This window comes from Streptomyces sp. FH025, assembly GCF_017427025.1.
In the GTDB taxonomy this organism is placed as follows: Bacteria; Actinomycetota; Actinomycetes; order Streptomycetales; family Streptomycetaceae; genus Kitasatospora.
The window spans coordinates 1-12,099 of the sequence record NZ_JAFLNG010000177.1 but is presented as its reverse complement, the minus strand read 5'-3'; the positions used below and the strand labels follow the sequence as shown (position 1 = coordinate 12,099).

Annotated in this window: 13 protein-coding genes; 6 read left to right on the top strand and 7 right to left on the bottom strand. The window is 72.1% G+C overall.

The window, feature by feature from the left end:
- The first annotated feature begins 158 nt into the window (after positions 1-158).
- The 4 genes from J0670_RS15220 to J0670_RS15210 all read left to right on the top strand — a co-directional run bounded on the left by J0670_RS15220 (position 159) and on the right by J0670_RS15210 (position 4,313).
- Positions 159-1,106: an ABC transporter substrate-binding protein gene (locus J0670_RS15220; RefSeq protein WP_207812103.1), complete on the top strand. Its 948-nt coding sequence runs from the start codon at positions 159-161 to the stop codon at positions 1,104-1,106.
- Positions 1,107-1,335: 229 nt separating this feature from the next.
- A complete protein-coding gene (locus tag J0670_RS15215) occupies positions 1,336-1,917 on the top strand; it encodes a hypothetical protein (protein ID WP_207812102.1) in 582 nt (193 codons plus the stop codon).
- A 38-nt stretch (positions 1,918-1,955) separates the two neighbouring features.
- A complete protein-coding gene (locus J0670_RS39900; protein WP_279383013.1) occupies positions 1,956-2,090 on the top strand; it encodes a hypothetical protein in 135 nt (44 codons plus the stop codon).
- Positions 2,091-2,570: 480 nt separating this feature from the next.
- Positions 2,571-4,313 carry a glycosyl hydrolase family 18 protein gene (locus J0670_RS15210; protein ID WP_207812101.1) on the top strand — a complete coding sequence of 581 codons (1,743 nt, stop codon included), beginning with the start codon at positions 2,571-2,573 and terminating at the stop codon, positions 4,311-4,313.
- A 147-nt stretch (positions 4,314-4,460) separates the two neighbouring features.
- On the opposite strand, the gene J0670_RS15205 is transcribed toward J0670_RS15210, so the two are convergent.
- From J0670_RS15205 to J0670_RS15180, 6 genes are all read right to left on the bottom strand, one after another.
- Complete coding sequence (locus J0670_RS15205) at positions 4,461-5,804, bottom strand: multidrug effflux MFS transporter (RefSeq protein ID WP_207812100.1); 1,344 nt, start codon at positions 5,802-5,804, stop codon at positions 4,461-4,463.
- 210 nt (positions 5,805-6,014) lie between these two features.
- Positions 6,015-6,497, bottom strand: coding sequence for a hypothetical protein (locus J0670_RS15200; RefSeq protein ID WP_207812099.1), 483 nt, complete (start codon positions 6,495-6,497; stop codon positions 6,015-6,017).
- Between the two features lie 488 nt (positions 6,498-6,985).
- Complete coding sequence (locus J0670_RS15195) at positions 6,986-7,864, bottom strand: alkaline phosphatase family protein (RefSeq protein WP_207812098.1); 879 nt, start codon at positions 7,862-7,864, stop codon at positions 6,986-6,988.
- 151 nt (positions 7,865-8,015) lie between these two features.
- The gene (locus tag J0670_RS15190) at positions 8,016-8,834 is read right to left on the bottom strand and encodes an ATP-grasp domain-containing protein (protein WP_207812097.1); all 819 of its coding nucleotides are present in this window, start codon (positions 8,832-8,834) and stop codon (positions 8,016-8,018) included.
- On the bottom strand, positions 8,831-9,205 hold the full coding sequence (locus J0670_RS15185) for a hypothetical protein (RefSeq protein ID WP_207812096.1): 375 nt from the start codon (positions 9,203-9,205) through the stop codon (positions 8,831-8,833). Before J0670_RS15185 ends, J0670_RS15190 begins: the two co-directional genes overlap by 4 nt.
- 121 nt (positions 9,206-9,326) lie before the next feature.
- Positions 9,327-10,514 carry an acyl-CoA dehydrogenase family protein gene (locus J0670_RS15180; protein WP_207812095.1) on the bottom strand — a complete coding sequence of 396 codons (1,188 nt, stop codon included), beginning with the start codon at positions 10,512-10,514 and terminating at the stop codon, positions 9,327-9,329.
- Positions 10,515-10,604: 90 nt separating this feature from the next.
- Here J0670_RS15180 and J0670_RS15175 point away from each other — a divergent pair, with 90 nt between their 5' ends.
- Both J0670_RS15175 and J0670_RS15170 read left to right on the top strand, forming a co-directional pair.
- Entirely contained in the window at positions 10,605-11,174 is a 570-nt protein-coding gene (locus tag J0670_RS15175) for a GNAT family N-acetyltransferase (protein WP_207812094.1), read from the top strand.
- A 129-nt stretch (positions 11,175-11,303) separates the two neighbouring features.
- Positions 11,304-11,615, top strand: coding sequence for a hypothetical protein (locus tag J0670_RS15170; protein WP_207812093.1), 312 nt, complete (start codon positions 11,304-11,306; stop codon positions 11,613-11,615).
- A 171-nt stretch (positions 11,616-11,786) separates the two neighbouring features.
- On the opposite strand, the gene J0670_RS15165 is transcribed toward J0670_RS15170, so the two are convergent.
- The gene (locus J0670_RS15165) at positions 11,787-12,098 is read right to left on the bottom strand and encodes an AzlD domain-containing protein (RefSeq protein WP_374223107.1); all 312 of its coding nucleotides are present in this window, start codon (positions 12,096-12,098) and stop codon (positions 11,787-11,789) included.
- Position 12,099 lies beyond the last annotated feature (1 nt).

Genomic DNA, 12,099 nt, shown 5'->3' with positions numbered 1-12,099 from the left:
GGCGGCGCGCTGCTGGTGGTGCTGCTCGCGGTCGGCGCCCAGCTGTTCTTCACCCTGCTCGCCCGGTTCGCGCTCCCGCCCGGAGTCCGCGCCCAGCGCCGGGCCCGCTGAGGCTCCCTCTCTCCATCCTTATCCTTTTCGGAAGGACTACTGTCACCATGTCGACAATCAAGAAGAGCAGGCGTGCCGTGCTCCTCGGCACGCTCGCCGCGCTCGCCCTGGGCGCCAGCGCCTGCGGCTCCTCCGGCGACAGCAACCCGCTCGGCGGGGGTTCGAGCGCGGCGGCCTCCGGCGGGGGCGCCACGGCCGGCGGCTCCGGGTCGACGGTGGTGGTCGGCTCGGCGAACTTCCCGGAGAACGTCCTGCTCGGCTCGATCTACTCGCAGGCGCTCAAGGCCAAGGGCGTCAAGGTCGAGGAGAAGTTCAACATCGGCAGCCGCGAGGTGCTCTACGGCCAGCTGCAGAGCGGCAACCTGACCGTGCTGCCCGAGTACAACGGCGCGCTGCTCGCCTACCTTGATCCCAAGTCCACCGCCGTCACCACCCAGGACGTCAACGCGGCGCTGACCAAGACGCTGCCGGGCTCGCTGGGGATCCTCGACTCCTCCCCCGCCGAGGACAAGGACTCGCTCAGCGTCTCCCAGGAGACCGCCGACAAGTACGGCCTCAAGAGCATCTCCGACCTGTCCGCCAAGGCCGGCGAGTTCACCATCGGCGGCCCGCCGGAGTTCAAGTCCCGCCGCGAGCAGCAGTTCAAGGACGTCTACGGGCTGACCTTCAAGGAGTGGAAGCCCACCGCCGACACCACCGCCAACGCGCTCAAGGACGGCGGCATCCAGGTCGGCAACGTGTTCACCACCGACCCGAAGATCGTCCAGTACAAGCTCGTCCCGCTGTCCGACCCGAAGAACCTGTTCGGGGCGCAGAACGTCACCCCGCTGGTCAACAAGTCGGGCGTGGACGCCAATGCGACGGCGGCGCTCAACGCGGTGTCGGCCAAGCTCGACACGGCCGGACTGACGACGCTGATGAAGCGCGTCGCGATCGACAAGGAGGACCCGTCGACGGTGGCCAAGGACTGGCTGAAGTCCAACGGGCTCGGCTGACGCCCGGCCGCAGGGCGAACTGACCGGGACGAACTGACCGGTACGACGAACTGACCGGCATACGGCGAACGGCGGCGCGGAGGGGCTCCTCTCCGGGTCGCCGTTCGCCGTCCTCGGGGATGCTCGGGCGCTCGCGGGCACCCCTGGGCATCCCCGGGCACTCCCCAGGCATTCCCCGGCAGCCCGGGGGATCTTCCCTTCAGCGCCGCGAACATGACAGTGTGGCGCCATGCGCACTCGTCTCCTCGCCGCCACCCTCACGGCACTCGCCGCGGTGAGCCTCGCTGCCTGCTCCAGCTCGGGTTCGAGCACAAGCAGGAACGATTCCGCGGCCGGCTCCCCCACCGTCGCCGCCACGCCTTCCGCCGGTTCGACCACCTCCGGGGCCCCGACCGCCTCCGAAGCTCCGACCGCTCAGACCACCCAGACCGCGCCGACGGCCCCGGACGGCACGACGCCCGAGGCCCCCGCACCGTCCGGGCCCGGCGCCGACGCCTCGGCCCCGGCCAAGCCCGCGGCGCCCGCCGACGCCGGACTGCCCGCCAAACCGGACGCGGACGCGAGCGGCAAGCTGGTCGCCGCACTGAACGCGATCGACCCGGCGATCGTCGGCGGCAAGCCGGACCAGGCGGTGGAGCAGGCCCGCAAGCAGTGCCAGTCGATCTACCAGTTCCCCAAGGACAAGGCGAAGCTGATCGACCTGGCCAACCAGCACTTCACCTCGCCCGACCACCCGCAGGGCTTCGGGCCGGACGCCGCCACGAAGATCAACGACGCGCTGCGCGCCACGCTCTGCCCACCGCCGCGCTGATCCCGGTCGCACCGGTCTCCCCCACACCGATCGCACTCATGAGGATCGCGCTCACGACGATCGCCTTCACGACGATCGCCCTCGCGCCGACCGCCCTCACGACGACCCCCTTGACGTCGACCGTCATCGCGTCGATCCGGATCGCAGCGCCCCCGAACCGCCCGGTGTCCTGAGCGCCGGGCAGCCGTGGCCGCGCCCCGCCCGTCGGGTGCGCGGCCATCGGCGTTCCCGGCCGCGGGCTCGCTCCTGTCACTCCCCCGGCCGCCACGCCCCGACCGCGACCGCCCGCCACTGCCCGCCACTGCCCGCCCTTCGGCCGCCGGGGTCGTATGCTGACGAACTGTTAGGTCTCTTGACAGACCAGTGGTCTAGTCCAAACATAAGCATGTCGATCCGACCGGGATGCACTGTGGGGGTGTGACCACCGGCGGCTGAGGCACTGCCCTGCCCTGCTCCGCTCCACCCCCGCTCCGTACGGCGTGCACGCATTCACTCCGCCGCATGCTTCCACGCGAGTCGGAGGGTTCCGCACGCCCCTGCGTCCGTTGTCCCACTCGGACCCGGGCCCCGCGCGGCCGACCCCACACGGCCGTCGGAGCCCCGGTCCGCAGACCTCCCCAACATCCCGCCCCACCACGCCTGTTGGAGAATCAATGCGTCTTCGCAGAACCGTTCAGGCCGCGCTGACGGCCTGCGCCACGCTGGCCGCCTCGGCCGGCCTCGTCGCCGCCGGAACCAGCTCCGCCCAGGCCGCGACCCCGCTCCCCAGCCGGGTCTTCGCCCCCTACTTCGAGTCCTGGACCGGCCAGAGCCCGGCCACGCTGGCCGCGCAGTCCGGTGCCAAGTACCTGACGATGGCCTTCCTGCAGGCCGCCACCAAGGGCTCCTGCACCCCGTACTGGAACGGCGACACCTCGAAGCCGGTCGCCGCCTCGACCTTCGGCGCCGACTTCAACACCATCCGCGCCAACGGCGGGGACGTGATCCCCTCCTTCGGCGGCTACACCGCCGACAACACCGGCACCGAGCTGGCCGACAGCTGCACCGACGTCAACCAGATCGCTGCCGCGTACCAGAACCTGATCACCACTTACGACATCAGCCGGATCGACCTCGACATCGAGGACAACTCGCTGACCAACACGGCCGGGATCGACCGCCGCAACAAGGCGATCAAGATCGTCGAGGACTGGGCCGCCGCCAACGGGCGCAACGTCCAGTTCTCGTACACCCTGCCGACCACCACCAGCGGGCTGGCCGACAGCGGCCTCGCGGTGCTGCGCAACGCGGTCAGCAACAACGCGCGGATCGACGTCGTCAACATGATGACCTTCGACTACTACGACGGCGCCACCCACGACATGGCGGCCGACACCCAGACCTCCGCGCAGGGCCTGTACAACCAGCTCGCCAAGCTCTACCCGTCCAAGACCCCGACGCAGCTGTGGGGTTCGATCGGGATCACCGAGATGGTGGGCATCGACGACTACGGCGCGGCCGAGACCTTCACCGTGGCCAACGCGAACACCGTGTACAACTGGGCGGTGTCGAAGGGCATCAACACGCTGTCCTTCTGGGCGCTCCAGCGTGACAACGGCGGCTGCGTGGGCAAGGCCGGGGACGACAACTGCTCCGGCATCGCCCAGAACACCTGGGACTTCAGCCACATCTTCGCGCCGTTCACCAGCGGCTCGACGGTGACCAACGACTTCTCGGTCGCGGTGAACCCGAACTCCGGTACGGTCAAGGCCGGTTCGTCGACCTCTGCGACCATCGCGACGTCGGTGACGGCGGGTTCGGCGCAGAGCGTCAACCTGTCGGTCAGCGGCGCCCCGGCCGGCGTCACCGCCACCGTCACCCCCGGCAGCGTCACCGCCGGCAGCGGCGCCACGCTGAACATCTCCACCACCTCGGCCGCCGCGGCGGGCACCTACCCGCTGACCGTGACCGCCACCGCGCCCTCCGGCACCCACACCGCGACCTACTCGCTGACGGTCACCGGCGCGACTCCGTCGACCGGCGTGGTCAACGGCGGCCTGGAGACCGGCAGCCTGGCCCCGTGGACCTGCCAGAGCGGCGGCGCCGTGGTGTCCACCCCGGTCCACTCCGGCTCCTACGCGCTGCAGGCCGCGGCCACCGCCAGCCAGACCGGCGACTGCTCGCAGACCGTCACGCTGAAGCCCAACACCAGCTACACCCTGAGCGGCTGGGTGCAGGGCAACTACGCCTACATCGGCGTCAGCGGCGGTGCCACCGCCAGCAGCTGGGCCAACTCCTCCAGCTGGACCAAGCTGTCCGTCCCCTTCACCACCGACGCCACCGGCACCGTCACGGTGTACCTGCACGGCTGGTATGGGCAGGGCAACGTCTACGGTGACGACTTCTCTATCGCCTGATCGACTGATCGACTGATCGCCCGAGGACGCTGACGGGTGACCGGTGACAGATGACCGGTGACGAATAACAGATAACAGCTGACAGATTTCAACATCTGTCAGCTGTTATCTGTTCCCTGTTCCCTGTTTCCTGTTTCCTGTCGGCCGTCAGACCATCGCCGCCCGCATCCGCGCCGGCCGGCACATCGTCACGTACGCGATCGTCGCCAGCACCCCGGACCCGAGGACCACGATCGCCAGCAGCACCGCCGACGGCCGCCCGCCGAGGCTGCTGAGCGGTGCGACCACCGCACCGCACAGGAAGTTGCCGGTGCCGAGCAGTGCCGACGCCGTCCCCGCGGCCTGCGGCTCGACCAGGCTCAGCGCCTGTGCCGACGTGTTCGGCAGCAGCACTCCGAGGCTGCCCATCATCACGAACAGCGGCGGGCAGAACCCGGCCAGCCCGAAGTCCCACACCGTGGTCAGCAGCACCAGCGCCACCCCGGCCGCGACCACCGTCCCGAGCCCGCCCAGCATCAGCGCCCGCGCCGAGTAGCGCGGTGCCAGCAGCCGCCCGTTCACCTGCGTCATCACCACGATCGCCAGCGAGTTCAGCCCGAACAACAGGCTGTAGGTCTGCGGCGAGACCTGGTACACGTGCTGCAGCACCGTCGACGACCCGCTGATGTAGCCGAACAGCGCGCCGAAGGCCAGCGAGCTGGTCAGCGCCAGCCCCAGGAACGGCAGGTCGCGCAGCAGCCGGCCCATGGTGTGCAGCGCCGAGCCCACCCCGCCGCCGTTCCGGGCCCGCGACGGCAGGGTCTCGCGCAGCGCGCCGAACGCGGCCAGGGTGAGCAGCAGTCCGAGCGCCGTCAGCGCTCCGAAGGTTCCGCGCCAGGAGGTGACCCGCAGCAGCTGCGCGCCGACGATCGGGGCGAGGATCGGCGCCAGCCCGGATATCAGCGCGATCGAGGCGAGGAAGCGCAGCAGCGCGACGCCCTGGAAGCGGTCCCTGGCGACGGCGCGCCCGATCACCAGCCCCGCCGATCCGGCGGCGCCCTGGACGAAGCGGGCGACGATCAGCACCGGCAGGTTCGGGGCGAACACGCACACCACACTGGACAGGGTGTAGGCGACCAGCCCCACGAGCAGCGGCGGGCGGCGGCCGAATCGGTCGCTGAGCGGCCCGAAGAGCAGTTGCCCGGCCGCGACCCCGAACATCGAGAAGGTGAGGGTGAGCTGGACGGCCGCCGGTTCGGCGACCAGGTCGTCGGCGATCGCGGGCAGGCCGGGGAGGTAGAGGTCAGTGGTGAGCGGGCCGAGCGCGGTGAGGCCGCCGAGCACCGCGATCACGGCCCGGCCGGTTCCGCCCCGACCGCCGGCGGGTCCCGGACCGGATGACGGCTCGGAGGAGTCGGGTGAGGAGTCGGACGGGGCGCCGGGCGCGGTGGCCGGAGAGGTGGCGGAAGAGGTCGGCGTGGCGTCGGCGGAACCGACGGTCGGGCCGGGCATGAGACTCCTAAAACGGACGCGGTGACGTGGGGTTCGTTCGCGGTCCGTCCTATCGCAGCCCGGCCAGGTCGTCGTCAGCAGGGGTGCCCGGGCGGACCCGCCCACCGGCCGGTCGCAGCACGCGCACGACGACGGCCCGTCCGCACCTCCCGGTGCCCGACGGGCCGCTTCGTTTCCCTGGTCAGGACGGCTGATCAGTGATCAGCGCCCTCAGCGCTTGGCGACGTGCTCGGCTCGAAGGGCCGCCTGCAGCGTCGCGCCGTCCTGCCACGCGTAGAGCTGGTTGCCGGTGAGTGTCACATTGTAGTGCCCGCAGCTGCCCGTCGCCTTGGTCGCGATGCTTTCCGGGAACCAGCCGGCCTTGAGCGAGACCGGTACGGGGTGCGGGCCCTTGCCGGGCAGCCCGGTGGTGCAGCCGGCGGGCAGCCGCCCCTCGGAGAGGGTGGCGCGCAGCAGGCGGTCGTCGCCCTTGGTGGACATCAGGTACTTCACCGAGGAGGCGTCGTCGGGCAGCCAGGAGGGCATCGACCGGCCACCGGCCTTGGCCTGGGAGCCCGTCTCGTAGGAGGACTGCTGCTGGTGGCGCCCGTCGTACCACTCGGACACCCGCGGGCCGATTGCCACGACGGCCACGGCGACGGCCATGCCGGTGCCCGCGACTCCCAGCGCGACCTTGCTCACGATGCCCTTCATGCCCGACTGCCCTCTCTGTGTCCGTTGCCCATGCGTCCGCCGCGGAAGTGTCCGCCGCGGATGCGGCTGTTTGCGATGCGTCCGTCGCCGGTCGGTCCGTCACCGACCGGCCCGAAGCCCGTCCGGGCGAGACGATCCGCCGTCCGGGTGTATCTATCGTGGCCCGGGCCACCCCGGCGGGGCGTCACCATGAGGTCGCGAGCTCGCATCCATCCCACGGGGTGGCGTCTCCACCTTCAGGCGTATGTTCGGCGGCCCGACCCGGGGGTACGTGCCGTTCCGGAGCCTCGGTCGCCACTCGCGCCGGAGTGCGGCCGGCCCCCGATCGAGCGTGACTCGGGGGCGGCCCCGTCGCAGCCCGGTGTGCTGCATCCGACGGCATCGGTGCTGCTGAAACGGTGACAGGGCCCGGAACGGGGACTGGACGGGAAACGGCGTCAGCCCGCCTCGGACCGCGTCAGCTCGCCTCGGAACCGCCTCGGACCATGTCAGACCGCGGCGGGCACCGGTCGGGCGACCGGGAAGGGCCGGCCGTCGAGGGTCCAGTGCGGGTCGATCGGGCGCAGCAGGGAGGCGTACACCTGGGCGGCGACGTCCGGGTGGCGGATCTCGCCGGTGGGCGGGCCGGCCGGGATGTCGTGCCCGGCGCAGGCGACCCAGGCGGTGCGCTCCTCGACGGTGCGGCCGCCGTGGCCACCGGCGTCGACGTGCCCGTGGTCGGTGACGACGATGACGGTCCACTGCTCGTCGGCGTAGCCCGCCCGGCCGCGGACGGCGTCGAGCAGCCGGCCGAGCCGGTCGTCGGCGGTGCGCATGGCGGCGCGGTACTCCTCGCCGCAGCCGAGGAAGTGGGCGGTCTCGTCCACGGCGCCGAGGTAGACGAAGGAGGCCTCGGGGTCGGCGGTGCCGAGGACGTGCACGGCCTCCCGGGTGACCTCCTCGTCGACGGCCTCCCAGGCCTCGGGGGTGTCCTCGGCGGGGGCTATGTAGGAGAGCCGGCCGGGGGCGCGGAAGAGCGGGCCGCCGGACTCGTTGATCATCAGCGGGTCCCAGCCGGCCGCGACGAAGGTGCGGCGGCGGTCCCCGCGGTTGAGGCGGGTGGCGAAGTCGGGGAAGACGTCGAGCCGGTTGCCGCCCAGGTGGTTGCCCCAGACGCCGTGCTTGGCGGGCTGGACCCCGGTCACGATGGTGGCCCAGCACGGCCCGGACATGGTGGGCGTGGTGTCCGCGACGGTGACCGGCACCAGGAACCCGGCCTCGGCGACCTCCTGGAGGCGCGGCATCGGCACCTGTGCCAGGTAGTCGTGGCGGACTCCGTCGATCCCGACGACGAGTACGCGGGGGCGGGGCCACTGGGCTGCGGGCATGGCGGGGCTTCCTTTCGGTCGTGCACATCCGGCCGCGCCCGCCGAGGGCGCCGCCGACCGCGCCATGCTTCACCGCCCGCCGTACCGTCCGGCGTCGAAGCGGCGTCGGACGGTCGAACGGCGGGTGTCCGCAGGGTGTCGGGGGTGGCGGTCAGCCGGTCGTACGGACGAACCGGCGGTCGGCCTCCGCGAGTTCGGCGGCCGGTCCGGCGGCGCGCAGCACGACGTCGAGGACGCGCTCAGGGTCGGCCGCGTAGCAGTGCGCGAACCAGGGCAGGTTGGCCTCGACCACGGCCCAGTGCTCGGCCGGGTCGTACGGGTCGGCGAGGGGACCGACGTCCAGCGCGACGGCGCTGGGCAGGGTGTCGCCGACGGCGTCGAGCAGGCGGCGTGCGAAGGCGGTGGCGGCGTCGGTCAGCGGCGCCGGGTCGAGCCGGCCGAAGCGGGCGTACCGGCTGCCGGTGAGCACCTCGCCGTCGCGCACGAACAGCCGGTACTCGGCGGCGAAGGTCACCGGATCGCTGACCAGGACGGGCGTGTCGGGGCCGATCCGCTCGCCGGTGCGCGGCAGCCGGGAGCCGTCCGGGTAGACGGCGGGCGGGATCGACTTGTCGGCCGGGGGTTTGACGAAGGCCGGGTGGCGCAGCGTCCAGGCCTCGGCGAGGGTGGTGAGTTCGATCCGGCGGCGGGTGAACTCCTCGGGGAGGCGGGCGAGCCAGTCGTCCTCGGGTTCGAGCAGGGCGAGGCCGAGCGGCGCGGCGAGCCCGGCGGCGGCGAGCGGCCCTCCGTACCAGTGGACGGGCCGCCCGGCGAGCCGTTCGACCGTCTCCGGGCCGCCGAGCACGGCGGTCGTGAGACCGCGGCGCTCGGCCGCCTCGGCGAGCAGGACGGTTGTGCTGGTCCGCTGGGCGGCGGTCAGCAGGACACGGTCCTCGGGTAGGGCACGGCCCGGCGCCGTCCGGCCGCTCATGGCTGCGGCCGGAACTCGTGGACCACCGCGATCCGGCCGACGATGTGCCGGTTGAACTCCGCCAGTTCCTCGGCGGGCACCCACAGTTCGAGGATCGTCCGGCCGCCGGCCTGCCGCACCGGGTAGCGGGCGAGGAAGGCCGTCTCGACGTCGAAGCGGGTGACGTAGCCGACGCCGGAGGCGGGCACGTTCCAGTCGCGGGCTATCCGGATCGCGTAGTCCTCGTTGAGGACGGGGTAGAAGATCGGCTGATCGGGCAGCCGGGGCGGCCATGCACGCCAGTCGGCGGCCTCGACCAGCGCCAGCTCCTCGGGGCCGGTGGGGCGCCAGAGGGTGGTGGTCGGGGGCGTCTGCGTGATCGGGCCGTTCATGCGAGGGACGGTAGCCGGGCCGTGACGGGCCCGGCCACCGGTTTTGCCTGCTCGAACGGGGTCGATGGCGATGGGCGGCGATGGGCGGCGATGGACGGCGATGGGCGGCGATGGACGGCCGTCAGCGGTAAGCGGACTCGCCGGTGATGGCCTCGCCGAGGACCAGGGTGTGGATCTCGCTGGTGCCCTCGTAGGTGAGCACCGACTCGAGGTTGTTGGCGTGGCGCAGCACCGGGTACTCGGTGGTGATGCCGTTGGCACCGAGGACGGTGCGGGCGCTGCGGGCGATCTCCAGCGCGGTGCGGACGTTGTTGAGCTTGCCGAAGCTGATGTGCGGCGGGCGGGCCGCGCCCTGCTCCTTGAGCCGACCGATCCTCAGCGCCACCAGGTACGCCTTCTCGACCTCCAGCATCATCTCGACCAGCTTCTGCTGGGTGAGCTGGAAGCCCGCGATCGGGCGGTCGAACTGGATCCGGCTCTTGGCGTAGTCGAGGGCGGCGGTGTAGCAGTCGCGGGCGGCGCCGACGGTGCCCCAGAGGATGCCGTAGCGGGCCTCGTTGAGGGAGGAGAGCGGCCCGCGCAGGCCGGTGACCCCGGGCAGGACGGCGTCGGCGGGCAGGACCACCTCGTCGAAGGAGAGCTCGCTGGTGACGGAGGCGCGCAGGGAGAGCTTGCCGTGGACGTCGGTCGCGGTCAGGCCTCGGGTACCGCGCTCGACCAGGAAGCCGCGCACGCCCTCCTCGGTCTGCGCCCAGACCACGGCGACGTCGGCGATGCTGCCGTTGGTGATCCACATCTTGCTGCCGGACAGCACCCAGTCGCCGTTCTCGCCGCCCTTGCGGACCGCCCGGGTGCGCATGTTGGCCGGGTCCGAACCGAAGTCGGGCTCGGTGAGGCCGAAGCAGCCGATCAGCTCGCCGGCCGCCATGCCGGGCAGCCAGCGCTGCTTCTGCTCCTCGGAGCCGAAGGCGTGGATCGAGCGCATCGCGAGCGAGCCCTGGACGGAGACGAAGCTGCGCAGACCGGAGTCGGCCGCCTCCAGCTCCATGCAGGCCACCCCGTACGCCACGGCGCCGGCGCCGGCACAGCCGTAGCCGTCGAGGTGCATGCCGAGCACACCGAGGGCGCCGAGTTCGGGGGCCAGCTCCCGGGCCGGGAAGACGCCGCGCTCGAACCAGTCGCCGAGGTGCGGACGGATCCGCTCCTCAGTGAACTTCCGGACGGTGTCGCGGATCAGCCGCTCCTCGTCGGAGAGGAGGTCGCCGACGGCGAGCAGGTCGGCCGGGTCGATCCGGGTCGGCTTCGTCATTGAAGCTCCTTGTAGTCTCGGCGGAACACCGGCGAGTATTCCGCAACCGGGCGGACGGCTGGCAGGGTGCGAGCGAGTGAGGAAGGCGACATGGCCAGCGGTGGGTACGTGGTCGGCGAGCTGTCGGCGGAGGAGTTGGACGGCGCGGCGGAGGAGCTCGCCGGACTGCTGGTGGAGACCGTCCACGGCGGCGCCTCGGTCGGGTTCCTGGCTCCCCTGGAGCCGAGCGAGGCCACGGCGTGGTGGCGGGCGCTCGGCCCGGACGTCGCGGCCGGACGGCTGGTCGTGTGGGCCGTCCGGGCGAACGCCGACGGGCGGCTCGCCGGGACGATCCAGTTGCGTCCGGCCACGCCCGCGAACAGCCGGCACCGCGGCGAGGTGGCCAAGCTGATGGTGCACCCGGCGGACCGCGGGCAGCGGCTGGCCGGGCGGCTGCTGGCGGTGCTGGAGGAGCGGGCCGTGGAGCTTGGCATCCGGCTGCTGGTGCTGGACACCGAGTCGGGCAGCCCGGCCGAGCGGATGTACGAGGGGGCGGGCTGGACCCGGGTCGGCTCGGTGCCGGACTACGCGGCCGACCCGGCGGGCGAGCTCCACTCGACCACGATCTTCTTCAAGTCGCCGACGCTGCGGCGGGGTGACGGGCAGCACGCGCGGAGCTGACGGAGCTGATGGAACTGGCGGGGCCGACGGGGCCGTCAGAACCGTCGAGACTTACGGGACCGGCAGGGCCGGCAGGGCTGGCGGAGCCGGTGAAGCCGGTGAAGCCGGTGGGACGGAAAGGGGCGGGGCATGGCGCGCTGGGCGCTGGTCGTCGAGGAGACGGTGGGTCTGGACAAGAACCGGACCTGGGGCAGCAAGGTGCTCGGCGAGGTCGAGGGCACCCGGGAGGAGGCCGTCGAGGAGCTGCGGCGGCTCGTCCCGTCGTACACCCCGCAGCACCCGTTCAACATCCGGCGGCGGACGCTGCTCCGGGACGGGGACACGTACCTGCTGATCGCTCAGGGGAGCATGCGCGACTACCACTGCGTGTTCAAGGTGTGGGAGCTGCTGTGGGACAGCACGCGACCGGAGGTGCAGGCGGAGCGGCTGGCGGAGGACTGAGGTAGCGGCGGACAGATGACAGAGAACAGCTGACAGATTTCGAAATCTGTCAGCTGTTCGCTGTCATCTGTTTTCTGTTCGCTGTCGACTGTCCGCTGGCCGCTGGCCCGCTGAAAGCTGTCTGTTGAACGCTGTCGGCCTGAACGCTGTCGGCCGCCAGCCGCCCCGACGTCACCCCACCCCGCACAACCGCAGCACCGCCGTCGTCGCCGCGCCCGCGACGACCACCGCCGGGAACGGGGCCCGGCGCCAGGCGAGCACTCCCGCGACCAGGACTCCCGCCGGGCGGGCCCAACCCGCGAAGCCGTGCCCCTGGGTCAGCGCGCCGGACGCCACCAGCGCGACCAGCAGGACCGCCGCCGCGACGGCCAGCAGGTGCCGCAGCCGTTCCGAGAGCGCGAGCCGGTGCCCGAGCAGCGGCCCGGCGATGCGGTAGGCGTACGTCCCGGCGGCCAGCAGCAGGATGGCGTACAGCGGCATCATC